25 protein-coding genes are annotated in these 25,612 nt (G+C 59.7%); 6 read left to right on the top strand and 19 right to left on the bottom strand.

What is annotated here, in order from left to right:
• The first annotated feature begins 7 nt into the window (after positions 1-7).
• Both E5K02_RS24320 and E5K02_RS24325 read left to right on the top strand, forming a co-directional pair.
• Entirely contained in the window at positions 8-439 is a 432-nt protein-coding gene (locus tag E5K02_RS24320) for a hypothetical protein (RefSeq protein WP_135398975.1), read from the top strand.
• A 44-nt stretch (positions 440-483) separates the two neighbouring features.
• Positions 484-990: a truncated hemoglobin gene (locus E5K02_RS24325; protein ID WP_135398977.1), complete on the top strand. Its 507-nt coding sequence runs from the start codon at positions 484-486 to the stop codon at positions 988-990.
• A gap of 106 nt (positions 991-1,096) precedes the next feature.
• Here E5K02_RS24325 and E5K02_RS24330 read toward each other — a convergent pair whose 3' ends face one another.
• From E5K02_RS24330 to purH, 4 genes are all read right to left on the bottom strand, one after another.
• Complete coding sequence (locus tag E5K02_RS24330; protein WP_240737436.1) at positions 1,097-1,630, bottom strand: hypothetical protein; 534 nt, start codon at positions 1,628-1,630, stop codon at positions 1,097-1,099.
• Positions 1,627-2,553 (bottom strand): rod shape-determining protein MreC, encoded by a 927-nt coding sequence (gene mreC, locus E5K02_RS24335; protein ID WP_135398979.1) that lies wholly within the window; start codon positions 2,551-2,553, stop codon positions 1,627-1,629. Before mreC ends, E5K02_RS24330 begins: the two co-directional genes overlap by 4 nt.
• A gap of 91 nt (positions 2,554-2,644) precedes the next feature.
• Positions 2,645-3,670, bottom strand: coding sequence for a rod shape-determining protein (locus E5K02_RS24340; protein ID WP_135398981.1), 1,026 nt, complete (start codon positions 3,668-3,670; stop codon positions 2,645-2,647).
• Positions 3,671-4,126: 456 nt separating this feature from the next.
• Positions 4,127-5,659, bottom strand: coding sequence for a bifunctional phosphoribosylaminoimidazolecarboxamide formyltransferase/IMP cyclohydrolase (purH, locus tag E5K02_RS24345; protein ID WP_135398983.1), 1,533 nt, complete (start codon positions 5,657-5,659; stop codon positions 4,127-4,129).
• Between the two features lie 196 nt (positions 5,660-5,855).
• On the opposite strand from purH, the gene E5K02_RS24350 reads away from it, so the two are divergent.
• The 3 genes from E5K02_RS24350 to E5K02_RS24360 are packed head-to-tail and all read left to right on the top strand — an operon-like array spanning position 5,856 to position 8,427.
• The gene (locus E5K02_RS24350) at positions 5,856-7,031 is read left to right on the top strand and encodes an acyl-CoA dehydrogenase family protein (RefSeq protein ID WP_135398985.1); all 1,176 of its coding nucleotides are present in this window, start codon (positions 5,856-5,858) and stop codon (positions 7,029-7,031) included.
• Positions 7,024-7,776 (top strand): PIG-L deacetylase family protein, encoded by a 753-nt coding sequence (locus E5K02_RS24355; protein ID WP_135398987.1) that lies wholly within the window; start codon positions 7,024-7,026, stop codon positions 7,774-7,776. Before E5K02_RS24350 ends, E5K02_RS24355 begins: the two co-directional genes overlap by 8 nt.
• A 39-nt stretch (positions 7,777-7,815) precedes the next feature.
• Positions 7,816-8,427 carry a class I SAM-dependent methyltransferase gene (locus tag E5K02_RS24360; protein WP_135398989.1) on the top strand — a complete coding sequence of 204 codons (612 nt, stop codon included), beginning with the start codon at positions 7,816-7,818 and terminating at the stop codon, positions 8,425-8,427.
• Here E5K02_RS24360 and E5K02_RS24365 read toward each other — a convergent pair.
• From E5K02_RS24365 to E5K02_RS24425, 13 genes are all read right to left on the bottom strand, one after another.
• Positions 8,411-9,628, bottom strand: a complete 1,218-nt coding sequence (locus E5K02_RS24365) for a glycosyltransferase (RefSeq protein WP_135398991.1) — start codon at positions 9,626-9,628, stop codon at positions 8,411-8,413. The genes E5K02_RS24360 and E5K02_RS24365 overlap by 17 nt on opposite strands.
• A gap of 172 nt (positions 9,629-9,800) precedes the next feature.
• Complete coding sequence (locus tag E5K02_RS24370) at positions 9,801-10,271, bottom strand: Spy/CpxP family protein refolding chaperone (RefSeq protein ID WP_135398993.1); 471 nt, start codon at positions 10,269-10,271, stop codon at positions 9,801-9,803.
• A 68-nt stretch (positions 10,272-10,339) separates the two neighbouring features.
• Positions 10,340-10,783: a hypothetical protein gene (locus E5K02_RS24375; RefSeq protein ID WP_135398995.1), complete on the bottom strand. Its 444-nt coding sequence runs from the start codon at positions 10,781-10,783 to the stop codon at positions 10,340-10,342.
• 319 nt (positions 10,784-11,102) lie between these two features.
• The gene (locus tag E5K02_RS24380) at positions 11,103-11,846 is read right to left on the bottom strand and encodes a LytR/AlgR family response regulator transcription factor (RefSeq protein ID WP_135398996.1); all 744 of its coding nucleotides are present in this window, start codon (positions 11,844-11,846) and stop codon (positions 11,103-11,105) included.
• A complete protein-coding gene (locus E5K02_RS24385) occupies positions 11,843-12,922 on the bottom strand; it encodes a sensor histidine kinase (protein WP_135398998.1) in 1,080 nt (359 codons plus the stop codon). Before E5K02_RS24385 ends, E5K02_RS24380 begins: the two co-directional genes overlap by 4 nt.
• A gap of 156 nt (positions 12,923-13,078) precedes the next feature.
• Positions 13,079-14,092, bottom strand: coding sequence for a BamA/TamA family outer membrane protein (locus tag E5K02_RS24390; RefSeq protein WP_167856577.1), 1,014 nt, complete (start codon positions 14,090-14,092; stop codon positions 13,079-13,081).
• Between the two features lie 335 nt (positions 14,093-14,427).
• Positions 14,428-15,630 (bottom strand): BamA/TamA family outer membrane protein, encoded by a 1,203-nt coding sequence (locus E5K02_RS24395; protein WP_135399002.1) that lies wholly within the window; start codon positions 15,628-15,630, stop codon positions 14,428-14,430.
• Between the two features lie 94 nt (positions 15,631-15,724).
• Complete coding sequence (locus E5K02_RS24400; RefSeq protein ID WP_135399004.1) at positions 15,725-16,639, bottom strand: geranylgeranylglycerol-phosphate geranylgeranyltransferase; 915 nt, start codon at positions 16,637-16,639, stop codon at positions 15,725-15,727.
• A 128-nt stretch (positions 16,640-16,767) separates the two neighbouring features.
• Positions 16,768-16,962 carry a cold-shock protein gene (locus E5K02_RS24405; RefSeq protein ID WP_044511773.1) on the bottom strand — a complete coding sequence of 65 codons (195 nt, stop codon included), beginning with the start codon at positions 16,960-16,962 and terminating at the stop codon, positions 16,768-16,770.
• Positions 16,963-17,088: 126 nt separating this feature from the next.
• Positions 17,089-17,595: a KdsC family phosphatase gene (locus E5K02_RS24410; protein ID WP_135399006.1), complete on the bottom strand. Its 507-nt coding sequence runs from the start codon at positions 17,593-17,595 to the stop codon at positions 17,089-17,091.
• 36 nt (positions 17,596-17,631) lie between these two features.
• Positions 17,632-17,871, bottom strand: coding sequence for a Fe-S cluster assembly protein IscX (gene iscX / locus E5K02_RS24415; protein ID WP_135399008.1), 240 nt, complete (start codon positions 17,869-17,871; stop codon positions 17,632-17,634).
• A 118-nt stretch (positions 17,872-17,989) separates the two neighbouring features.
• Entirely contained in the window at positions 17,990-18,319 is a 330-nt protein-coding gene (locus E5K02_RS24420; RefSeq protein WP_135399010.1) for a 2Fe-2S iron-sulfur cluster-binding protein, read from the bottom strand.
• 58 nt (positions 18,320-18,377) lie between these two features.
• The gene (locus E5K02_RS24425) at positions 18,378-19,214 is read right to left on the bottom strand and encodes a Rossmann-like and DUF2520 domain-containing protein (protein WP_135399012.1); all 837 of its coding nucleotides are present in this window, start codon (positions 19,212-19,214) and stop codon (positions 18,378-18,380) included.
• Positions 19,215-19,399: 185 nt separating this feature from the next.
• Between E5K02_RS24425 and E5K02_RS24430 the strand changes: the two genes are divergently transcribed.
• Positions 19,400-22,114, top strand: coding sequence for a T9SS type A sorting domain-containing protein (locus E5K02_RS24430; RefSeq protein ID WP_135399014.1), 2,715 nt, complete (start codon positions 19,400-19,402; stop codon positions 22,112-22,114).
• Positions 22,115-22,429: 315 nt separating this feature from the next.
• Here E5K02_RS24430 and ccsA read toward each other — a convergent pair whose 3' ends face one another.
• Both ccsA and E5K02_RS24440 read right to left on the bottom strand, forming a co-directional pair.
• Entirely contained in the window at positions 22,430-25,027 is a 2,598-nt protein-coding gene (gene ccsA, locus E5K02_RS24435; protein WP_135399016.1) for a cytochrome c biogenesis protein CcsA, read from the bottom strand.
• Between the two features lie 87 nt (positions 25,028-25,114).
• Positions 25,115-25,540, bottom strand: a complete 426-nt coding sequence (locus tag E5K02_RS24440; protein ID WP_135399018.1) for a cytochrome c maturation protein CcmE domain-containing protein — start codon at positions 25,538-25,540, stop codon at positions 25,115-25,117.
• Between the last annotated feature and the right edge of the window lie 72 nt (positions 25,541-25,612).

Consider the following 25,612-nt stretch of genomic DNA (forward strand, 5'->3'; position numbering starts at 1 on the left):
CCGCGTAGTGCGTACTCGAATATCTTTCCGCTTCCGCCCGTGGCAGGCGGTCCTGGGCCTGTTGCTGGTGGCGGTGTTGGTATGGAGCAGCTGGGAAGAACCCAGCCTGCATGACTATGCCCCGCCCACCGAATTTCTCACACTGGCAGCTCCTACGCTACAGCCGGGCCCGGCCGCTAAGCAGTTGCAGGCCCGGGCGGCAGCCCTGCCGGGGGTTACGGCCTGTGCGCTGCGCGCCGATAAGCAGTTGCTCACTCTGGCCTTCAATCCGGAGCAGCTGACGGCCGAAGAAGTCTGCCGGCGCCTGGCCCTAAAGCCCCTGCCCCTGGCCGCTCCCGCCCCTAATGCCAGGCAGTGCCCGGTACCGGCAGGGTATATAGTAGCCCTGGAGCGCCTGCGCTTCGCGCTGAATCTGCGGCGGCTGTTTGTCATTGTATAGCAGCCTGCCCTCTCTCGTTTTCACCTCACTTTACTTGCTACTCTATGAAAAACACCTTACTACTTGCGGCTCTGGTAGCCGGCAGTCTGTTTATTACCTCCTGCGGAAAAACCGAGGCCGAAGAAGCTCCGGCTCCTACCCTCTACGACCGGCTGGGCAAAACCGAAGGCATTGCGAAGATTGTGGATGGCCTGATTGCCAACGTGGGGGCCGAAACGGCTACTCCCAACTCCTTGATGCTACGCTCCCACAAGCCCATGCTCGACGCGGTAAACGGGGTGAATGGACAGCCACCCACGGACCCAACCCGGCTGCAGCGCCTGCGCAACCACTTTGTGGATCAGGTAGGGGAAGCCACCGGAGGCCCGCTTACTTACAAGGGCAAAAGCATGCTGGTAGCCCATACGGGCATGGCCATTACGCACCAGGAATTTAGCATCTGGCGCCAGCAGCTCGAAAAGTCGCTCAACGACAACAAGGTTGCGGAGGCCGACAAGGCCGCTCTCTACGCCATTATCGACAAGATGCACGACGACGTGGTAAACCACTAATCCCCCATTTTGGGCCGTCCGCCCCGTTCCGCCGGTAGCTGCATTGGTACCCTCTATACTAAGAGAGGCCAGGCAGCCACCGGCGGTTTTGTTTCCAGGCCCCGGCTTACCGGCTCCGGCGGCGCGTGGGGAAGAACACCAGCTGAGTAATGAGCAGCGTCAGGCTGGTGTAGAGGGTGCTGATCAGGATTTTGGCCAGCGTGAGGCCAAAGAAATGGAAGCTGCCCAACTCCAGCAGAAAAAAGGCCGCGTGGTGAATCAGCACCAGCAAGCCCAGGTACACGACAAACCACTGCCAGCCCATCTGGTGGATGCTGGCCGTATCGGCCGCGTCGTAGCCGTCGCGCGGGGTGAGCAGGCGCAGCACCCAGGGCCGCACGTAAGCCAGCAGCACGGCCGCCGCCGCGTGCAGGCCACCGGTATCGAAGAAGAGGTCGACGACAAAGCCGGTGATAAACCCTAGCACCAGTTGCACCACAATGGGCGTGCTGATGGGCAAAAACAACAGAAAGCCGATATAAAGAATGCACCAGCCCAAATCGAACAGCACAAAGTCGGTGCCGCTGATCAGGAACACGTAGAGCGCTACGTAGAGCACGAAGCGCAGCAGTTGAATGATGATGTCGCCTACTCCCCTCACGGCTTTTCCTCCTCTTCCGGTTTGATGCCCGCACGCACCTCCACCGTGTCGCGCTCGGCTTTGGGGCGGCTGCTTACCACGTACACGTAGGTGAGCTTGGAAAAATCGATGGCCAGGCGCACCCGCACCGTCCAGAAGTTTTTATCGGGCTCCTTCACAAACGACTCGACCCGCCCGATCATGACGCCTTCGGGGAAAATGGCATTGTAGCCCGAGGTAACGACCGTGTCGCCGCGCACCAGCTTGTTCTGGCGCGGAATGTAGTCGAGTAAGGCCGTCGTGGGGTCGTCGCCGAGCCACTTGATGCTGCCAAACGTGCCGTCGCGCTTGATTTTAGCCGAAATCGACGTTTTGGAGTGCAGCACCGACGTTACGGTGGCATAGTGCTCACTGGTTACTTTTACCCGGCCCACCACCCCGCTGGCGGCCAGCACGCCCATGCCTGGCTTTACCCCGTCGATGGTCCCGACATTCAAGGTTAAGTAGTTATCCACTTTTCGAAGCGAATTGTTGATAACTCGGGCCGGTATCAGTGGATAATCCGGGTCGCGGGCCGGAATTTGGCGTAACCCCAGCAGCAGCGAATCGGGACGGCCCAGGCGCTGCAGGCGCACCTGCGTCAGACTGTCCTTCGCTACGGGCAGCGTATCGGCCTCCCGGCCGGCCACGTCGGGGCGGTAGAGCTGCTGGCGCAACCGGGCATTTTCCGCGACCAGCCCCTGATTTACTTCCGCCAGTCGGAAGTAGTCGTACACCCGCGTGCGGGCCGCCAGCACCTGGCCCGTATACGCGTTGGCCGAGTTGAAGAAGGCGGCTTTCTGGTAGGAACTGTTGCGCACGTACAGGTACAGGCTCACGACTTCCAATAAACCGAATACCAGGATACCCCGGTAGCGGAACAGGAAGTTGAGCAGATTATTCATGCGTCAGTCAGAAAACAGAGAATGCAGAAGGAGGAATGAAGAGGCCGGACTGGGTCCCATCTTCATTCCTCCTTCTGTAGCCCGCCTTGAATTAGGTTAGCAGCACGCCCCGGAAGGCCTGGATGTCTTTAATGGCTTTGCCGGTGCCACGCACTACGGCGCGCAGCGGGTCTTCGGCAATGTGAATCGGCAGCTTGGTTTTCACGGCCAGGCGCTTGTCGAGGCCGCGCAGCAGAGCCCCGCCGCCGGTGAGGTGAATGCCGTTTTCGTAGATATCGGCCGAAAGTTCGGGCGGCGAAATCTCCAGGGCCTTGAGCACGGCTTCCTCAATTTTGGCTACCGACTTATCCAACGCAATGGCAATTTCGGACGAAGTCACCTTGATAACCTTCGGAATGCCGGTCATCAGGTCGCGGCCGCGCACCTCGAAATCGGGCGGGGTTACGTCGAGCTCGGTCAGGGCCGCTCCTACTTCGATTTTGATCCGCTCGGCACTCCGCTCGCCAATGAGCAGGTTGTGCTGCCGGCGCATGTAGTCCAGAATATCCTGGTTGAACACGTCCCCGGCCGTTTTGATGGACTGGTCGCAGACGATACCCGACAGGGCGATAACCGCAATTTCGGTGGTACCGCCCCCGATGTCGATAATCATCGAGCCGATGGGCTGCTCCACGTCGATACCGATACCGATGGCGGCGGCCATGGGCTCCTGAATCATCCACACTTCCTTGGCCCCGGCGTGCTCGGCGGAGTCGCGCACGGCGCGTTTCTCTACTTCAGTGATGCCCGAAGGGATGCAGATAACCATGCGGTGGGAGGGCTGGAACAGACGCCGACGGGTGTCGATCATCTTAATCATGCCCTTAATCATTTCCTCGGCGGCGTGGAAGTCGGCAATTACGCCGTCTTTCAGGGGCCGGATGGTTTTGATGTTGTCGTGGGTCTTTTCGTGCATTTGCTGCGCTTGCCGGCCCACGGCAATTACTTTATTGGTTGTACGGTCTTTGGCGATGATGCTCGGCTCGTCCACCACGATAATATCGTTGTGAATAATGAGCGTATTGGCCGTCCCCAGGTCAATGGCGATGTCGCTGGTAAGGAAGTTGAAGAAACCCATTGAGTAGCGGCAATTAGAAGAGAATGCACAGTTTAGCTTCGTGCAAAGTGGGCGCAAAAGTACACAAGTTTCAGCGAAGCACCACTGGTATAATCATGGCATCGGTCGAGGCTGCGAGGCCGGCACGAAGGCAGTGGCCCAGCTTACCGTTGAGCAACCGAATTGCTGAAACGCACCAAACGTTGGATTGGCTACAGCATTGCCCACCCGGCTTCATTTTCGAGAGAAAGTGGTGTCATGGCGAGCGAAGCGCGGCCATCCGTCCTCTGAAATGTACTGAGTACTCTTAATTGAAAAGCCCTAACGCCTGAGCAGACATTAGGGCTTTCTGGTAGGAGTTTGTCACCAATAGAGGACGGATGGCCGCCGCTTGAGGCGCGGAATGTCATGCTTCCTCGCAAGGACACGAGGAACACTGCACATCAGCACATTCTCCCACATTAACACAGTAAAAATCTAGTGCTTGAAGTGGCGCACGCCGGTCATGACCATGGCCATGCCGAGCTGGTCGCAGGCGGCGATGCTATCGGCGTCCTTGATGGAGCCACCGGGCTGCACCACGGCGCGGATACCGGTGGCCCCGGCAATTTCGACGCAGTCGGGGAAGGGGAAAAAGGCATCGGAGGCCATCACGGCGCCCTGTAGGTCAAAGCCGAAGGACTTGGCTTTCTCAATGGCCTGGCGCAGGGCATCCACGCGGGAGGTCTGGCCCACGCCCGAGGCCAGCAACTGCCCGGCACGAGCCAGCACAATGGTGTTGCTCTTGGTATGCTTGCACACCTTGGCGGCGAAGACCAGCGCCTCGGTTTCCTCCGCTGTCGGGGCCGACTGGGTTACCACTTTGAAGTCGGCAGCCGTTTCGGTCTGGCGGTCAAAGTCCTGCTCGATGACGCCGTTGAGCAGGGTTTTGATTTGCTTCTTGGGAAACTCCACCGGCTTCTGGCGCAGCAGGATGCGGTTTTTCTTGCTTTGCAGAATCGGCAGGGCTTCGGCCTCAAACTCCGGGGCAATCAGCACTTCGAAAAACAGCTTGTTGAGCTCTTCGGCCGTGGCCGCGTCCACGGGCTTGTTGACAATAATCACCCCGCCGAAGGCCGATACCGGGTCACAGGCCAGGGCATTGCCGTAAGCCGCGTGCAGGGTTTCGGCCTGGGCCACGCCGCAGGCGTTGGTGTGCTTGAGAATGGCGCAAGCGGGCCGCCCGTCCTGGAATTCCTGCATCAGCAGCACGGCCGCGTCCACATCAACCAAGTTATTATAGCTGAGTTGCTTGCCGTGGAGCTGGTCGAACAGGGCCGACAGGTCGCCGTAGAAGGTGCCGGCCTGGTGGGGGTTTTCGCCGTAGCGCAGGCTGGTGGCGGGCTTCTGGCTGACTTTCAGGGCGGTGCCGTCCACGGCCGTGCCCTGGCTGAGGTAGTTGAAAATGTGGGTATCGTAGTGGGAAGTGGCTTCAAAGGCGGCGGCGGCGTAGTGGCGACGATCCTCCAAATCGGTGGTTCCGTTCTTGGCGCGCAGCAGCTCGGTTACAGCCTCGTACTGGCTCCGGCTGCTGACGACCAGCACGTCGCGGTAATTTTTGGCCGCGGCCCGCAGCAGGGAAATACCCCCGATGTCAATTTTCTCGATGACGTCGGCTTCGTCGGCGCCCGAGGCTACGGTTTCCTCGAAGGGGTACAAGTCCACAATCACCAGGTCGATAGGCGGAATGTCGTGCTGCTCGGCTTGCGCCAGGTCACTGGCCTCGTGGCGGCGGTGCAGAATACCGCCGAATACTTTAGGATGCAGGGTTTTGACGCGGCCGCCGAATACTTCCGGAAAGCCCGTCAGGCTTTCCACGGCCGTCACGTCAGCGCCCAGTTCCTGGATGAATTTCAGGGTACCGCCCGTAGAGTACAGCTTCACCCCGTGCTCTTTCAAAAGCGCTACCAGCGGCTCCAGACGGTCTTTGTAATAGACGGAAACAAGGGCGGAGCGAATGGGCTGCGACATAGCAAGAAAGGTTTTTTGGTCTGAACGATTGACGGCACGAAGGTAACCTGCCCGCCCACGCCGAGCCAACCAGCTATGTTACCGAATTGTTATCCTGATCCATTTCCCTACTTGAGCCGTACGTACTACAGTTGAGCTACTGCCCTTTGGTGGCTGGTGGTCCAACAAAGTTCTTCCCGACGCTATCCGGTGCTTTATGTCTACTGCTGTCTTTATCCCTACTACCGAAACCGGCCTGGCCCAGGTTCTTACGGAGGCGCCCGAGGCCGCGGCGGCCCGTTTGGCGGGCCGCCTCGCCGAAGCGGCTGCCACCACCGACCAGGAAGGCAGCTTTCCGGCCGAGGAGTTTCAGTGGCTGCGAGCGGTGGGGCTGCTGGCGGCCCCCTTGGCCCGCCACCTGGGCGGAGCCGATTTGATGCAGCCAGCCCACACCTTGGATCTGCTGCGCACGCTCAAGCACATCGGACGGGGCAACCTGGCCGTGGGACGGGTGTACGAGGGGCATGCCAACGCTCTACTGCTGCTGCAGCAATTTGGAGAGAAAGAACAGCTTCAGCGGTGGGCCGCCGAGGCCCGGGCAGGTCACCTGTTCGGCGTCTGGAACACTGAGGGCCAGGACGGAGTGCAGCTCGAACCTCAGCCGAATGGACGCTACCGGCTGCACGGCAGCAAAACGTTCGGCTCGGGCGCGGGCCACCTCACCCGCCCGCTGATTACGGGGAAGCTCCCCAACGGGGGCTGGCAAATGTTTATTCTGCCCACCGACACCCAACCTACCACCCTGGACACCAGCTTTTGGCGGCCCTTGGGCATGCGGGCCACGGCCAGCTTTAAGGTTGACCTTACAGGTGCCGAAATCGGCTCCGAGGATTTGCTGGGCCAGCCCGGCGACTATTACCAGCAGCCCGGTTTCAGCGGCGGAGCCATTCGGTTTGCGGCCGTGCAGCTAGGCGCCGCCGAAGCCGTGTTCGACGAAACCCGCCGCTTCCTGCGCACCCTGGGGCGTACCGACGACCCGTATCAACGCATGCGCCTGGGCGAGCTGGCGGCTCTGATTGAAGGCGGCAACTTGTGGCTGCGCGGGGCGGCCGACCATGCGGCCCGCCCCGGGGCGGCTGCGGCGGCCGAGGCTACGGTAGCCTATGCCAACCTCACGCGCACGGCCATCGAAGACATCTGCCTGAAAGTACTCCAACTGGCGGAGCGCTGCGTAGGAGCCCGGGGCCTGCTCCGCCCCGAGCCCTTCGAACGCCTGCACCGCGACCTAACCCACTACCTGCGCCAGCCCGCCCCGGATGCGGCCGTAGCCGACGCCGGCCGATTTGTGCTAGGGCAGACTACGCCGGCCTTCTCTTTGTGGCAGCATGACTGAACCCGGCTTTGCTTTTGCTGAGCTGCCGCTACGTCCAGCCAGCTACGCCGCGGGCCTGGGCTCCACGCTGGTGGTCATTCCGCACCCGGACGATGAGTCGCTAGGATGCGGCGGGCTGCTGGCGTTGCTGCGGCAAAGTGGGCAGCCGGTCCGGGCCGTATTGATAAGCGACGGGACAATGTCGCACCCAAACTCCCGAAAGTTTCCGCCCGCCGCCCGGCAGGCGCTGCGGGAAGCCGAGCTGCGGCAAGCCCTGACCATTCTGGGAGCCGACGCGGCGGAACTGCGCTGCCTAGGCCTGCCCGATGGCGCGGTGCCGCCCCAGGGTGCAGCTGGTTTTACGGCGGCAGTGCGGCAACTGCGTGCCTGGGTTGAAGAAGCGCGGCCCGCAACCGTGCTGCTGCCCTGGCGGCGCGACCCCCACCCCGACCACCGGGCCACTCATCAGCTGGTGCAGGCTGCTTTACAAGGCTTGCCGGTAGTCCGCCAATTGGAGTACGTAGTCTGGGCCTGGGAGCGGGCGGCCCCAGCCGATTTACCCCAACCGGGAGAAGCGGCTGGCTGGCGCCTGGACATTGCCCCGGTGCTAGCCCAGAAGCAACAAGCCATTGCGGCGCACCGCTCCCAGCTAACGAACCTGATTGACGACCCTGCGGGCTTCCGGCTTTCCGACTCTATGCTGGCCCATTTTGCCCAGCCCTCCGAAGTGTATCTGGAAGCGCCGGGCTTACCTGGCCGAGCTTGAGTAGCCGCCCAGAATCAGCCTTCCCCAGCCCTAGACTACATGAATACCAACCAGCCCCATACCCTGCCGCCCAGCTATTTCGACGACGTATATCGGGCCAACGAAGACCCGTGGAACTTTGAAACCAGCGTCTATGAGCAGGAAAAATATGCGGCTTCGGTGGCCGCCCTCCCCCGCCCCCGCTATGCCCGAGCCCTGGAAATCGGCTGTTCGCTCGGGGTTCTGACCCAGCAACTGGCGGCCCGCTGCAACTACTTGCTGGCCGTGGATGTGGCCGCTGCTCCGTTGGTCCGAGCCCGACGGCGGTGCGCCCAGCTTGCCCAGGTGGAGTTCCGCCAGATGCGGCTTCCCGATGACCCACTTTCCGACGCCAACTTTGATTTGGTCGTGTTGTCCGAAGTGGGCTATTATTGGGCCGCCCCCGACCTGACCCGCGTGGCGGCGCAGCTGGAACAGGTCCTGGCGCCCGGCGGGCAGCTGCTACTGGTGCACTGGACGCCCCCGGTGCACGACTACCCGCTTACGGGCGACGAAGTGCACGACTTTTTTCTGGCTAAAACCCAGCCCGGCGGCGCTTGGCGCCATCTGCACGGCTTTCGCCATGCTACTTACCGCCTCGATGTACTGGAAAAAGTTAAGCAGCCCGGGTAGCAAAAAGCCGCAGGCGTAGCTCTTGCAGGCCCTGGCTGAGCGGCACCGGCTGCCAGCGCCGGGCCCAGGCTGGGCCGGGCAGCACGTCCTGCTCTATCCACTCCCATAGTTGCCCGAAGGTTGTTGCCTGTCGCAAGCGCAGCAGCAGCGCCACGCGCGACACCCCCAGCTCTTCGGCTACCGGCGCAATCCCGTAGTGCTGGTTCCAGAGCATAATTTCTGGTAGGATAACTGCCTGGGTTTCGAGCCAAAGGTGCCGCAGGTGCCGCCGTAGCAGCAGGGTAGCTACCACATGGGGCATGCCGGCTACCACCGGCTGAGTCTGACCAGCCAGCAGCTCCCATTCCCGCAGTTGCCACGAAAGGCCCACAGCCACCCGGCCCTGCTGACGGTCGGAGGTAAGCACGCGCACGGCTGGGCTGTGGCGCACCGACAAGTCGTGGCGGCGCAGGGCCCGATAAAGTGCTTCATCCTCCAGATACGGCACCACGGGCAGGCCCCCTACCTGGCGGTAAGCGGCGGCGGTAATAGCGAAGCTAGCCCCAAAGTGTTGGTGGTGCCGGGGCCACGGGTCATTGGGGTTGGGGTCTAATTCGGCTTCCAGACGGGCCTGCAGCAGGCGGTAGGCGGCATCGCGCAGGTGGTAGCGGCGCACCAGGCTACTGCGGGGCCGCGTGGGTGTCAGGATACGGCCACACACGGCAGCCACGGCAAACTGCCGCAACTCGCGCTGGGTAGCCGCCAACCAGGTAGAAGCCACGCAGGTGTCGCCGTCGGTACTGGCAATGAAACCAGCCGGGTGGCCGACCAGCTCCAGGCGGCGGCAGGCTTCATCCATCAGCAGGCGGCGGGCCCGGCCAATGTGCGCTTCGGCCGGCGGCAAGCTTATTTCTGCTACGTGCAGACACATATGCGGGTGGTCGGCAGCAAACCGCCGCGCTTCGGCCGCGCTGCTATCCTGACAATTATTAGCCAGCACCAGCACTTCAAACCAACCCGGCGGTAACGGCCGGCCTTCCAGATCCACTTGCGCGCTCAGGGCGGCTAAAGCAGCCGGCAACTGTTCTGCTTCATCCTTTACCGGAATAATAACTACTGCCTGCAGGTGGGCCGCGGGCTGGGCTGGGATGTGGAGGCAGGGAATTATTGCCTCCGGGGTCTTTTGCGAAGGAAGCAACTGGGCGGAAGAAATACTTTTCATCCAAAAGATGTACGGAGTAGCTCAACCGTTAGGATTAGTACTGTCGAGCTAAATTTTTCTCCCGCCCCAAGCGCCACTTCTCCGCCGGGGCAGTGCGACACCCCACAAAAAAGCCCTGCCCTTTTATCAGGGCAGGGCTTTTTGGGGCACCAAGGTGGCTAGTCAGCGTTGCTTAGCTCTGGGCTTGCTTTACTTTCAGCTTGCCATTTTTGGCTTTCAGCTTACCCGCTTTGTCGATGCCATCGTGGCCATGGCCGCGGCCATTTTTCTGCAACTGGGTGTACTTAGTGTACTGGTCAGCCGTCAGCACCTCTTTGAACTGGGCGTCGTACTTGGCACGATTGGCTTTCATCTGAGCACCAAACTGCTCACGGCTAGCTCCTTCGGCTGGCTTGCCCTGGGTGCGCAGGGCTTGCATTTCCTGGTCGCGGGTGAGGAGAATTTGTTTGATCCGGCTGCTCTGATCAGCCGAGAGGCCTAATTCCTGGGTCAGTTTCTGGCTTCGACGGGTAGCCCGCTCCTCAGGAGTACCCTGGCGGTGCTCACGGCCACCAACAGGAGGCGTCGAGGGTTGAGTTTGGGCGGCAGCGGCGCCAATGGTGAGAGCAAAAGCAGCTAGCAGGGAAAACAGAGAACGTTTCATGGGAGACAAAAGAAAATTAGAGACTGTTATTTTGATTTGATTGAAAGAGCAGGCCAGCGTTTAATGGCCTAGCGGCGGCCATCGTACCGGTCGTTGCGGTGGGCGGCTTCCCAGCGGGCTTTTTCGGCGGCAGTTACGCGGTGGCTCCGGTCGTAGCCGTAGTTGAAGTCCTTATCGTTGCGGTCGTTCCAGCGGCGCTCATCCTGCTGGCGGCGCTGGGCTTCGAGCCGCTCGAGACGGGCCCGCTCGGCCGAGCTTCTTTTGTCGTACCGGTCGTTGCGGCTATTGTTATCATTGCGGTGGGCGGCTTCCCAACGAGCTTTTTCAGCGGGCGTCACGCGGTGGTTGCGGTCATAGCCGTAGTTAAAATCTTTATCGTTGCGGTCATCCCGCCGACGTTCGGCTTCGCGACGGGCATCTTTCCAATCAGAGTCGCCGAGCGGGGCGGCAAACGAAGCGGAGGACGAGAGCAGCACAACAGCAGCGGCGAGGGAAAGCAGGGAGGTCTTCATAACAGGAGGCAGTGGAAAGTGAGAAGAAGGCTGCCGCGCCGCAAACGGTGGAAGGCAAGCCGGTGAAAAGTTGTTTTCAAGCGCTTGATTCCTTCCTTGCAAGCCAGGTGCCACGTCCGGCCCCAACCGCATCCGGTCCCGCTTTCATCGGCAGAAGGCGTCGTTCTATCGGCCGCCGCCCCGATTCTCCCGACTGCAACCAGCCTTGCCGCACTGCCACTCCTCCTACAAGCCACCTACCCGGGCCATAACACAAAAAAAGCCCGGCCGCATGGATACAGGACCTGGCTTTTCAGAAGGGTAAGAACTCCGGACGAAATCAGCTCCAGCGGCTGAGGAACTGCATAAAGGCTTCCTTGTACTGGTCGCTGACGGCCAGCGTGGCACTGCCGATCTGCACCGTATTGCGACGCACGGCCTCAATCTTGTCCAGGGCCACAATATAGGAGCGGTGAATGCGCAAAAACCGGCGCGCGGGCAGCTTCTCTTCCATGGCCTTCAGGCTCATCAACGACAGTAGCGGCCGGGTGGCACTGCGCAGATGCACTTTCACGTAGTCTTTAAGGCCTTCCACGTACAGAATATCGTCCAGCGCCACCCGTACCAGCTCGTATTCCACCTTCAGAAACAGGAATTCCTCTTCCGCAGCCACCGGTGGCGGGCTGGCGGCGGGGACCTGCGTTCTTTCGGCGTACATCTTGGCCTTGGTAGCGGCTCGCAGAAACTCCTCGTAGCTGAAGGGCTTCACCAAATAGTCGAGGGCATCGACGCGGTAGCCTTCTAGGGCGTACTGATTGAAGGCCGTGGTAAAGATAATGCGGGGTCCGGCGCCGGGTTGGCCCCGGTCGAGCACCCGGGCCAGTTCCAGGCCAGTCAGCTCCGGCATCTGAATATCGAGGAAGAGCAGGTCCAGGTCGGGGTGCTCGTGCAGGCTGCGTAGGGCCTCTACCCCACTCGAGTACTTCCCGATCAGCTCCAGAAAGGGAGTTTGCTCGATAAAGGCCACGACCATGCCCAGGGCCAGGGGTTCATCGTCGACGGCAATGCATTTTAGGGTGGTCATACGACGTGCAAGGTTAGAAAAACGCGGAATTCGCCCTCCGGTGTGGCCTCTTCTACCCGGAGCGAGTAGCGGCCGGGGTACAGCAGCTCGAGGCGGCGCTGGGTATTGGCGAGCCCAATGCCGCTGCCTTCGTCGAGGCTGGTGGCCGAGGCCGGGAAACGGGTATTACGCACTTCCAGCTCCAGGGTAGCGGAATCAGGCTGCCGCACGGCTACCAGAATACGGCTGGGCAAGGTGGCGCTGACCCCGTGCTTAAAGGCATTTTCGACGTAGGGCAACAGCAGCATGGGCGCAATAGGCACGTCGCGCACGGGTTCGGGCCACTCCAGCTCCACCCGCACCCGCTCGGTGAGGCGCAGCTTCATCAGCGTGACGTAGTCCTGCACAAAGGCCAGTTCCTTGGAAAGCAGCGTGGTATCGGCCGTGGTTTCGTAGAGCACGTAGCGCATCATGCGCGAGAGGGTATGAATGGCCTGCCGGGCGGCGGCGGCATCCACCACCGTCAGGGCGTAGATGTTGTTGAGCGTGTTGAAGAAGAAGTGCGGATTGATTTGCGCTTTGAGCAAGGACAGCTCCGAGTGAATTTTCTGCTGCTCCAGCTCCTGCCGCCGCTGGGTGTCGGTCTGCCATTTCTGCACGGCCGCAATGCTGGTACTGATACCCAGCACGAGCAGCGTGGTGAGCAGCCCAATCATATCGAAACGCCGGGGCCGCAAGCTGCCTCTGCCCGCTCGGAAACCGCCCCCCCGAAACTGCTGGTCCATCAGCTGCTGCAGGTTCAGCCACGACTCGGTCAGCTGCGCGAGAAGCATCACAGCGGCGGTAGTCAGCAGAATGGTAGCCACAAACCAGCCCACGTGCCCGCGTAACAGGAGCCGCGGCACGCTTACGTAGGCCGTCAGGTAGAAGGCCGCTACCCACAGCCCAAACACCAGGGCCTGCTTGATCCAGAACTGGGGCGGAATGGAAAACCGGCCCAGAACGGGGTTGAGCAGCACCAGGCTGAGCGCAAACAGCCCCCAGACCAGCACATGAATCAGGGGCGTCAGGTAGCGCCGAATCGGAAAGGGAGGCATAAACTGCAGGATCAGAAATTTAAACTTAGTGCATCCGCCGGCCATGGTGCCGGCCAATGGACCACTGTCGGCATTGCCTCGACTGCTCCCTTGCTTTCATCGACCAGTGCAACGCCCGCGCCGCAGCCAGGAGTTACTGTTAGTTTACTGGAGTCCTTAAAAAGCCTCGCCGATACTGAAGTAGAAGCCGTTGGAGCCGTCGCGGCCAAAGCCGTAGTCAAAGCGAATATTGAGCCGGTCGCGCCGGTTGTATTTGAAGCGGATGCCGGCCCCGCCGCTGGCTTTGAGCTCATTTCTGCTTAAATCCGCCAGGGCATTGCCAACCTGGCCTAGGCTGCCGAATACCACGCCGTTGAGCCGCCAGAACAGCGGCCGCCGCAATTCGGCCTGCAGGGCCAGCAGTTGCCGGTCGCGGTAGCGCCCTTCGTAGTAGCCCCGCAGAATTTTTTCGCCGCCCAGGTTAGCCAGCTCCCGAAACGGGACGTTGCCGGTGTGAAACTGCCCGAGCAGCTGCGTGGCCAGAATGGTTTTGCTGGTCGGGCGCAGGGGCTGAAAGTGGCGGGCATCCACCACAAACCGGTTGAAGTGGTAGCCACTGCCCAGGGCGGAGCCGTTGAACAAGGCGGAGAACTCCAGGTAATTGCCCCGGAAGGTACTCAGGATATTGTCGCGTCCATCATACAGAAACGACGGCCCCAGCCCCGATACGAGGCTATTCTGCCGGTATTCCCGCTCGGGCCGGGCCAGCAGCAGACTGGGCCGCTCGGTGGGCAGGCCCGGGTCGATATGCTTATTGACCTGCACATCGCGCAGGTTGGTCAGCCGATACTGCAACCCGGCAAACACGTTACGCTTCACCTGCCGCAGCACCCGCTGATTGATAATGAAGAGCTTGTACTCAATCACCGACTTATCGGCGCGGCTGGTTGTGGTGCCGAAGCCGTAGTAATTGATGGGAAATTTATAATAGTAGCTCAGCTCCCCTGTCACCAGAAACTGCTCGCCCGGCGTGAATACGTTGTGCGTGAGCTGCACCAGGCTCTGGCTGTTCTGAGTGCGCCAGGCCAGCAGGCGGGCGTTGGACTTCCGCACCATCGTATCTGGCCCGAACCGCCACACCGGCAACACGACCAAGCCGTAGCCAAAGCCGGTTTCGGGCTGCGAAAACACAATTGGGAACGGTAGAAAACTGGGCTTAGCGGCTTTGGTCTGGGCCGGGACGGATAGCGCTAGCCGGGCAGAATCGGGAGCGGAAGATTGAGCATAGGCGCACGGGGCAAGCAAGCTTGCGAGCAGCATTGCAAACAAGAAACGCATGAGGCGAAACAGAGCGGTGGGGAGTATTGCCAAATAAGCAATAAAATATCCTATTTTCCCCATCCGAAGTCCGACTCGTTCCTGCCGGGCTGTTCGGCCCTTAGGCAAGCTGCTCCCTGGTTAAAAACAACAGCCCGACTGAGGAAAAGCAGTCGGGCTGGCCGTATGCGAAATTAGGTAGGCAGTGGCTAGAAAGCCTCGCCCACGGCAAAATAGATGCTGGGGGCCGTATCGGTGCCGCCGGCGTAGTCGAGGCGAATGTTGAGCCGGTCGCGCCGGTTGAAGCGAAACCGCAACCCGGCCCCGCCGGCCAGCTTGGTGTCGCCCAGGCTGTACTCGCCCACCTTGTCGCCGACCTGCCCCGCCCCGATGAAGGCTGCCCCGTCGATGCGCCAGAACAGGCGCTGCCGCACTTCGGCCTGGGCCGTCATCATCTGCCGGCCCCGGAAGCGGGATTCATACAGCCCGCGCATCAGGCCGGCATTGTTGTAGAGCGACCCACCGATGTTGGCCCCAATACCGGCCAGCTCCCGGAAGGGCACACTGCCCGCGTGAAACTGCCCCAAATACTGCAAAGCCAGAATCGTGTTGGTAGAGCCGAGCAGCGGGCGGAAATAGCGCAGATCCAACTGGTAACGCTGAAACTTATAGTCGCTGCCCAAGCCTTTGCCCATAAATAGCGCGTGGGCATCCAGATATACCCCGCGGTAGGTGGCCAGCACGTTGTCGCGGCCTTCGTAGAGCACCGAGGGCCCCACACCCGACACAATGCCGCCCCGCTGCTCCTGCTCGGGCAGCTGGCGAAACAGGCTGGGCCGCGATTCGCTAATGTCTTCAATCACCCGCACCTTGCTCGTATTGGTCAGGCGGTAACGCACCCCGGCGTAGAGGTTGTGCGCCGTAATACGGGGCATGACCTTTTCATCGAACACAAACAGCTTGTAGCCGATAGTCGACTCGTCACTGGATCTGGTGTGGTTGCCCAGCCCGTAGTAGAAAAAGGAGAGGTCGTACTGGCTCAGCTCCCCGGCCAGATAGAACTTCTCATCGGGCGTGAAGATGGTGTGCGTCAGCTGAATAGTGCTCTGCTTTTTCTGCGTGTACCAAGCAATCAGGCGGGCGTTGGATTTGCGCACCGTCGTGTCTTGCCCGAAGCGCCACACCGGCAGAATAGCCCCACCGTAGCCAAAGCCGGTTTCCTGCTGATAAAACAACACCGGCACCGGAATGAAATTGGGCTTGTCTTCCTTGCTGGTAACTAAGGGCGCAACGGCCGCTCCCGTGGCCAGCGGAGTTTCGGGCAGGGCAATGTCGGGAATGATAGGAGCCGTTTGGGCGTAGGTGGCTGCGGCAAGCAGATTGAGTGCCAGCAACGGGTAGAGAAAACGCATACTAAAGAATTGGGACGAAGAGAAATACAAGCCAAGCTCAACACTTACGGTTCAGCTGCTCTCCTTTCCCTAACGCAAGCGCCCCGGCTAGGTTTTAGTCGATGGCCACCAGCAGCATCGACAGCACCCCGGCCAGCATAATCCATTTACACCAGGCACTCAGGCGGGCAAAGTCGCGGCGCCGGTCGGCCCGGGCCAGGTAGCGTCCCAGCAGCAGGCAAGGACCCAGCACGGTAAGCAGCAACCATAAGCCCAAGGGCCACTGCTGCAGTTGCAGGCTTCGCAAGGCCCCCCCGGCTACGAGCACTACTAGGTTTAGCAGGAAAAACCCCACGGCCCATTTTGTGCGGGCCACGCCCCACACAATGGGTAGCGTACGGCAGTCGTGCTCCGCGTCGCCGCGCATGTCTTCCACATCCTTTACAATTTCACGGACTACCGTCAGCAGAAAGGACGCCAGCGCGTACACCCACACGATAGTCTGTCCGGTACGCATCTGCAGCTCGGGCAAGAGTACCAGCGCAGCCGTCAGCAGGGCAATGCTCAGGTTGCCCACCAACGCCAGCCGCTTGAAGCGGGCCGAGTAGCCCCACAGCAGCAGGGCTGAGCCCAGATTGACCATACCCAGAACAGGCGAAAGTAAGCCCGCTACCACCACTCCGAAGCCCGACAGCAGTACATGAGCCAGCATGGCGTGGCGCCGGTTGATGACCCGCCCGACCACCAGCCGCTCGGGCCGGTTGATGACGTCAATCTTGACGTCGTAGTAGTCATTGATAATGTACCCCGCGGCCGCAATGCTAAGCGCGGCGGCCGTCAGCAGCAGAAACCGCCCCGACAGCAGCGAGGCCCAGGGCTGCTCGGGGTGCAGCAGGCAACTTTGCACCAGGGCCAGGCACAGGGCCATGATAAGCAGATTGGGAAAGCGAATCAGGCGTAGCAGCGACTGCCACCCACCCGCCCCGGCCGGAGCGCCGGCACTCTGCTGCCTGGAAGAGGAATGCGCCATAGATACACCAACGAAAAGCTGCGACAAAGATGCACCCGATACGGGCCGAATACTGCCGGGGCAAAAAAGAAAGCCTCTCCTACTGGAGAGGCTTTCTGAAAAGCAAAAAACCTAATCAGGCTAACAGCCTACAGTTTCTTTACGTTAACCGCATTAACACCCTTGCGGCCTTCCTGCGTGTCAAACTCCACGCGGTCATTTTGTTGGATCTGGCCCCCGTTAAGGCCGGTTACATGGACGAAGAAGTCTTCCTTCGTGCCATCTTCTGTAATGAAGCCGTAGCCCTTCGACTCATTATAGAATTTTACGGTTCCTGTTTTCATGAAATAAAAAAGAAAATGGATGAATGGATGATTGGGTAAATATAAAGGGAATTTGGAAAACCACAATCAGGGTTTGGCCCCTTCTCAGCCAGATGTTGTTCAGCAGTAAGGCGGTGCGAAAACCGGTTAGTACCAGGTTTTCTGAGCTTTCATGACGGCCTCCACCAGTTCGCGCACGGCCCCGTGGCCTCCGGGCAGCCCGGCTTTGTAGTTGCTGATTTGCTGTACGTCACTGGCCGCGTCGAGCGGGCAGGCCGCTATAGCACAGCGGCGCATCACCTCGATATCGGGCATGTCGTCGCCCATGTAGGCGATGTGCGCCGGGTCGAGGCGGTAGGTATTAATGTAGTTATTGAAGATTTTCATCTTATCGGCCACGCCCAGAAAAATGTCGTGCACATCCAGAGACTCGAGGCGGCGGCGGACGCCCTCCTCTTCCCGGCCGGAAATGATGATAACCCGGTAGCCCCGCGCCAGCGCGTGCCGAATGGCGTACCCGTCGCGGATGTGGAAAGCGCGGGCCTGCTCGCCGGAGTTAAGCGCCAGCAGCGTACCGTCGGTCAAGACGCCATCAACATCGAAGATAAAGGCCTTAATAGCGGATAAGTCGGGACTGATACTGTCTGCACGCATAGTAAGCGGGAAAGGAAGAAGCGAAGTGGCCGATGCCTAGTTCTGGTTGTCGCGCCACTCGTAGACCCACTTGGCCTGAATCTGCTCCAAGTGGCCTTCCGTCGACTGTTCGCGGGTGCCCACGAAGTTGGGCAGGCTCAGCACCCATTCCAGCAGATCGGTGAAACGGATGCGGTAGATTTTGGCCTCATCAAATTCATCCCCGAACTTTTCGTACAGCGCCATGGCGATGTCTTCGTGGTCGTTCCAGTGAATAGGGAGTTCAAAGTGAGTCATTTTCAGGGGGTGTTGAGAGTGGAATGGTACCTATCGAACTCTGGCTGAGTAGCTGCACTGAACAGGCGTAGCCGTTGCTGCTGCCGCAAACCATCCTCCGCATTCGACCTTTTACGAGTTAGTGGCCCAGGAATTCCTGGCGGGGAATCAGCACGACAATGTCTTCGTTGCCCTGCATCACGCACTGGCAGCCCAGGCGGGAGTTGATGCGCGGGTTTACGGCGCGGTCGATGAAGTCTTCTTCTTTGTCGCTGATTTCGGGCAGATCATTCTCCCCCTTAAGAATATAGACGTGGCAGGTGCTGCAGCCGCAGACGCCGCCGCAGTTGTGCTGCAGGTGAATGCCATTATTCAGGGCCACATCCAGCACCGATTCGCCTTCCGCTGCTACGTGCGTCTGGTCGGGCTGGCCGTCTTGAAACTGGAAGGTAATATTAACGGCTTTCACGGAGTAGAAACTTGAGCAGAGCAGAATTTGGGGCAAAGGTACGCACCCCGGCCCGTAATTAAAGCGAAAGGCGGCCGTGGTTGTTTGGGGCACCCACAGTTTGTTGCTCTTGGATACTGGCAGTTAGCTGATTATAAATTGCCAGCCAGGTAGGGTGCTGGTGCAGCAGGGCCTGGTGCCGCTCCAGCGTAGCGGTATCGTGGCGCGCGGCCGGACCAGTCTGTACCGTAAACGGAGGCTGCGCCAGGGCTTTTTGAACTGTTTCGCGAATCAGGGGCTCGAGCAACGTAAAAGGCAGTCCGGCTTGTTGCATCAGCGCGTACCCGACCCCGAACAGGTGGTTGGTAAAATTACAGGCAAACACGGCCGCTACGTGCAAGGCTTGCCGTTGCGGGGTCGCCACCGTCTCCACCAGCTGGCTTAGGCTCTGGGCTACCTCGAGCAGCAGGGTCTGGTCGGCGGGCTGGGCCGCTTCTACGCACAGCGGCACCGTGCTCCAGTCGATGAGGCGGCCGGCACTGAAGGTTTGGAGCGGATACAGCACGCCCCCGCGCACCGCTGGCCAAGCCTCAAATACAGCCAGCGGCAGGGCCCCGGCCGTGTGGACTACCAGGGCCCGAGGTGGCAGCGTGGCCGCTGCCAGTACCTGCGCCACGGCTCCGTCGGGCACGCTGAGTATGTAGAGGTCGGGCGTCGGCAGGCTGTGCAGCGCCAGGCTGGTAGTGGGCACCGCCCCGGGCACTGCATCGGCCAGGGCCTGAGCCGCTTCGGCCGTCCGACTCCAAATATGAGTAACGCGGTGACCAGCACGCCATAAAGCCGGCCCCAAATGTTGAGCCACGCGCCCGGCTCCGAGCAAGATAATCTGCCGGCAAACAGGAGTCTGGTGCATCATACTGAACTGGTAGATAGATTGGGGCCGGAAAGTACGCAGTACCCGTCTTTCTTTTCTGGGCTATCCATTTTTCAGGGATTTTTTAGCACCTTGTAGACGCGAACCTGTCTGATTGCGCTGGCTATCCTGACCCTCGTCTTAAATGTTCATTTCTTTTCTTTCTTTCCTTACCAACCCATTACCTTATGACAAACTGGTACAAAACGAGTCCTTCAGCTCAACGCTGGCGGCAGCTAGCCCTGGCGGCCCTGCTGACGAGCGGAGCTACGGCGGCTCAGGCCCAAGGACTCGACTATGCAGCGTCCAACGCTCAAAACTTGGCTGGAACGTATACTGACCTAGGTACAACCGGCACCGTAATTACAACGGCTAACAACGATGACGCCAACTCGGCCGCTACTCCGATTGGCTTCACCTTTACCTTTAATGGTACTGCCTACACGGATTTCGTACTGAATACGAACGGCTTTATTAAGATGGGCACCACTGCTCCATCGGCGGCCAATATTACCAACTTCGTTGCGGCAACTGACCTCAACATCATTGCCCCGCTCGGCGGCGTGGACTTGGCCGGCGCCCTAAACCAGACTGCCTCGCCAACCGAATTCCGGGTGGCTACCACGGGTACTGCTCCTAACCGGGTGTGCACCATTCAGTGGGAAAACCTGGCCGACAAGACCGCGCAGTTTGCGACAATTCAATTCCAGGCGAAACTATACGAAGGCACCAGCCGCATCGAGTTTGTGTACGGTAGCTGGACGGCCGGCACGGCCGCTCCAATTGGCGTCGGCTTCATCGTAGGCCTGAAGGGCTCTAGCTCCCAGACCACCGACCGGCTGTTTGCCCAGAAAGCCTCCAGTGCCACGGCCTGGACGACGACCGTATTCGCCTCCGAATCCGGGGGGCTGATTCCTTCGCACTTCGTGCGCAACACCTTCCTGCCCGACCCAGGTCGCACGTACCGCTTCAACCAAGCCACGATTGTGCCGCTGAGCGACGCCGGCGTGTCTGCGGTTTATAGCCTGGGCAAGCTGCCGATTCCGTTTGCCGTTCCCCACACCCCCCGGGCTGTGGTTCGCAACACCGGCAATCAGCCCCTGACCAATGTTAGCGTAACGGCTACCGCCCCGGCGCCAAACACGTATTCCAGCGCCAAGACTATTGCTTCGCTGGCCGTAGGCGCCGAGGTTGTGGTGAGCTTCGACCCCTACACGCCTTCGACAGTGGCTACGCAGGCCCTGACGGTTACGCTGGGCAATGATGGTAATGCCGCCAACAACGTCAGCACCTACCAGCAGAGCATCAATACGACCACCTATGGCGTGGCTGAGCCCGGTGTTGCTTCCACCAGCAGCGTAGGCCTGACCGCCAATGCCGGCGCCAGTGCTGGTACCGGTATCCTGGCGGTACGGTATTCTACCAACGCTCCCCGGACGGTTACGGCCGTAACGGTTCGCCTGGAAGGCGCTACGTCGGTTGGCCGCACTATATATACAGTCGTAATGGACGCTACGGGTAATATCATTGGCCGTACGCCCGACTACGTCATCCAGACCGCTGACCTTGCCACGTACAAGACGTTTGCGCTGACGGTTCCGGCCGAAGTTCAACCCGGCAACTTCCACGTGGGCTTGGCTCAGGCAGCTTCGCCAACGGGCACGGCTCCGTACTATCCTCTGGGCCTGCAAGCTGAACTCCCAACCCGTACGGGCACTTTCTTCTCGTCTTCACTTGCGGGTGGTACGCTAAACGATGCTGCCGCGTCTGGCCTGGGCCGCTTCATGATTGAAGCTGTTACTGCAGGTCCTGCTACTTGCCCTACTCCTACCGCAATCAGCGTTTCGAGCAGCAACTCCAATTCGGCTACGGTTACCTTCACCGGCCCGAGCAACGGCACGGGGTATACCATCATCTATGGTCCGACTGGCTTTAACCCCGCAACCGGCGGCACCAGCGTAACGGCAACGACTTCGCCCTTCACCATCACGGGTCTGACTGCCTCGACTACCTACCAGATCTACATTCGCTCGAGCTGCGGTACTACCGATCAGAGCACGCTGGCCGGCCCCTTCTCGGTTACGACTCTTTGCACGCCGCCTATCATCACGGCCTTCCCCTACACGGAGAACTTCGACAACGTAGCTACCGGCACCACGCTGCCTTGCGGCATTACGGTGACGGATGCCAACGGCGACGGCTACACCTGGGAAACGATTGCCTACAGCCCTGCTTCGGCTCCCAACTCGATGACCTACTTCTACAACGACGACGACGTAACTATCGGCGGTGACGACTGGTTCTTCACCCCGGCTCTGTTCCTGCGCGCTGGCTCCAGCTACCAGCTGTCGTTCAAATACAAGGCAGGTATTTTCCCCGGCTTTACGGCCCGCGAAAGCATGGAAGTGAAATACGGTAACGCTGCTACCCCTGCTGCTCAGGCCAACCTGCTGTGGAGCAACAACAACATTACCAACACGACCTTCGCAACTGCTACCGCTGGCGCGGGTGCTACGCAGGTAATGCCTATCACGCCGGCTTCCAACGGCAACGTATTCGTTGGTTTCCACGTGAACAGCACGCCTGACCAGTTGGCGCTTATCGTTGACGACATTGCCATCAACTCGGTGGTGACGGGTGTTTCCGATGCGCTGCTGCGCGCGGTTAGCGTATATCCCAACCCTTCGGCCGGTGAGTTCACCGTAGAAGTACGCGGTGCTAACGCCAAAGGCGCTCTGCAGGTAGAAGTAACCAACCTGTTGGGCCAGCGCGTACACACGGCCACTATTCGCGACAACTTCGAGAACAAGCTGAACCTGTCGGCTTTGTCGAACGGTATGTACACGCTGAAAGTGAAGTCGGGTAACGAATACATGATCCGCAACATCGTAGTGCAGAAGTAATTCGGCCTACTAGTTTCAAAAAGGGCAGCCACTTGGCTGCCCTTTTTTGTTGTCTGCTACCGCCCTGGTGTGCATTATCCCAACCACTACTGATTGCAAGTGGTAGTGGCCAGAGGTATTATGGGTTGTGGGACGTCTAGGTAGTAGATCGGTCGACTTGCAGCCGAATTCATAACCTTTTCCTTATACCACCCTTCGGCTGGTCCTCCTGCTCTGGCGCGCTCCGGCTTGTTGACAATTGACAGGACTGAGTACGTAAAAAAGCCCCCGCTAGGTAATAGCGGGGGCTTTTCAGTTATTTACTTAAGCAGCTTTCTAGGCGGCCTGGGGTTTAGCCCGCCGAACTTTTACTTCGGGAGCAGCTGGTGTTTTCACCTCGGCTACCCGTGCTTCGCGCCGCCGCTTTACCAAGGCCATACCGAAGCCCAGCGCCATCAGCAACGTTCCGCTCCAGAGCAGGTTGATGAAGGGCTTTTCCATGGCTTTCAGAATGATATAGTCCTTTTGGGTGGTGCTCACACCGAAGGTAAACTTCTGCTTGGTCGGGTCGACGTTGATAAAGATCAGACGCAGGCCCAGGTCTTCTACCTCATCCGAAACGCGGCCCACCTGGTTGTTGCGCACCACAAACATGGGGTGTACATGGTACTGCTTTTTCTCACCGTACACCAGGAAGTCGCCCTGAATGGCCAAGTCGCCTTTCTGCAGCCCCAGGCCAGCCGTTTCGTGAGCCGGCTCTACGCCCCGGAACACGGCGAAATAGTCGTTCAGATAAATCGTGTCGCCGACGGCCAGCACGTGCTCTTTCACCTCGCTCCAGTCTTTTTCTTTGCTGGGGTCGGGCACGGAGCTGATGTGAGAGTAGATGTCGTGGCTGGCGAAACGCTTGATATCCGGCGAGGCCAGCAGGCCACCCATTTCCTCATTTACCTGCGCCCGGGGGTAGAGCGTGAACGTATTCCCCGACTTTTTCTCTTTGTAGTCGACGCGGTAATAGGTGTTTTCGGGTAGAATTTCTACCGTGTCGCCAGCCTTGTAGTATACCTTGCCTTCCGCCTTAATGTCGGCGCGGGCTAGGGCTTTGTACTCATCGTCGGTGCGGAAGAGCAGCTCCTTGTTCACGTAGCCGGGCACGCCGGGCACGTCGTAGAACTGACCGGTGTAGCTGATGTCGTAGCCACCCATCGGGGCCGACTCGTTGCGCCACAGCAGGACGTTGTCACGGTTCAGGTCTTCGGGAAACTCCTTGGAGTACACCATACCCGACACGTTTTTCGAAATAATATTGGAATAACCCGCCGACGCGAGGATACCGAGCAGCATCAGCGAAATACCGATGTGGGCAACCCCGCCCCCCGACAAGGACACCCGGCGCTTCAGCAGCGTGAAGACCACGCCTAGGTTGGCCAGCACGCCAAACAAAGCCGTAGTGAGCAGCACGATATAGGCCGGGCTCATCTGGGGCAGTTGATTGTAGCGCACCAGCAGAATTACCAGCGCCGCGCTGAGCAGCGTGATGATGCCGGGTACCGCTAGGGAGTTAACCAGCGTCTCTTTGTCGTTTTTCTGCCACCACATGATTTGGGCCAAGCCCGTCAGGAAGGCAACCAGCACCCCCATCCAGAGCTGAATCTTGGTGTAGTGCGCAATCTGGTCGGCGGGCAGCGCCAGGTTCGACTTGATGCCCAGGAAACCCAGGAAGGCGTTATACACCGGAATGCTAGTGGTAAACAGCACCTGGAAAGCACCCAGGCACAGCACCGTAGCGCCCACAAACACCCACAGTTCGGGGTTGTAAGTGGTCAGCTCCTTCTCCGAAACCGGAATCGACTTCCAGCGCCACACCAGCAGGCTAATAGCCAGCACCACGAAGGCTAACAGGTAGATCAGCAGCTGGCCCGACAGGCCCAGGTCGGTGAAGGAGTGCACCGAGGCATTGCCCAGCACGCCGCTGCGCGTCAGGAAGGTGGCGTAGAGAATCAGTAGGAAGGAGGCAATAACCAGCACGAAGGACGTACGCAGGGCCGTGCGGCTACGCTGCCACAGCACCATGCCGTGAATAGCGGCCACCAGCACCAGCCAGGGAATATAGACGGCGTTTTCTACCGGGTCCCAGTTCCAGTAGCCCCCGAAGTTCAGCGTTTCGTAGGCCCAGTAGGCGCCCATCATCGTGCCCACGCCCAGCACCAGGCCACCGAGCAGCGCCCAGGGCAAGGAAGGCTTAACCCACTTGATCAACTCACCCTTCCAAAGGCCGGCAATGGCAAAGGCAAACGGCACCAGCGTCAGGGCAAAGCCCAGGAACAGCGTGGGCGGGTGAATCACCATCCAGTAGTTCTGCAGCAAGGGGTTGAGGCCCGTACCATCCTTGGGAATAAAGTTGGGGTTCATCTTAAACACCGGCAGATCCACCAGGAAGTCGCGCAGCAGAATAAAAGGCGAAGAACCCAGCTTCATGTCCAGCACGACTACTCCCAGGATCATCGAGGTCAGAAAAAGCTGCACGAAGGCAAATACGGCCATTACCGGCGCTTCCCACTTGCGGTGGAAGCGCATAATGGCCAGGCCCAGGCACACGTGCCAGAAAATCCAGAGCAGGAAAGACCCCTCCTGCCCTTCCCAGAAGCAGGAAATCATGTAATACACCGGCAAGTGGTTGCTGGAGTGGCTCCAAGCGTAGTAGTACTCGTACCGGTGGGTGTAAATGATGGTAAACAGGCAGGAAATGATAGACACCACCGCCACGCTATGCAGCAAGAACGAGCCCCGCGCAATGCGCAGCCACGACGCATCGGTTTCCCCGAGCGGCTGGTTGCGGGCCGCCATAAAGTAGGAGTACGCCGCTACCGTGGCGGCCACAAACGCCACGATAACACTCAGATGCCCCAGGTCGCCGATGAAGGTATTAAGCATGAGCTTGGTATTAGGTAAGGGTATGGCAGATGGTGAGAAACCAGCAAGGCCAGGAAACGTTCCCAGGCCCTCCCGCTCAGCTTCCGCTTAGCGCGACGCCGTAGCGCCTTTGATGTCCTTCTCCACGTACTTGGAAGGGCATTTCAGCAAAATCTTGTCGGCCACAAACACGTCGTTGCGCATGGCCCCAGTAATAACCACCTGCTCCGACTTATCGAAGTCCTGGGGTTTGGGATTGAAGTAAATCACCCGCTGGGCAATCCGGTTGGTATCGACCAGCGTGAAGGCGAAGTAGTTCGGATCCAGGGTCGGGTTGTATTCCAGGCCCAGAATATTCTTCTGGCCGTCGCGCGGCAGGCGCCCCACTACGTGTACCTTGGTTAGGTTACCATCCGCGGCCCGCTCCCGGGCCTCGCGGAAGGACACGTACACGCTGGCGTCGCCCACAGTGCTCATGATGATGCCGATAGCCACGGCAATAACCGCAATAGCGAGAATATGAGATTTTTTCATGATGCTTCAACAGCGCCGGACTGGTGAGCCGGCTTTACTGAACAACCAAAGGTCCCCGAAAAATCCGTCGGG

This window comes from Hymenobacter metallicola, from assembly GCF_004745645.1.
Lineage (GTDB): Bacteria > Bacteroidota > Bacteroidia > Cytophagales > Hymenobacteraceae > Hymenobacter > Hymenobacter metallicola.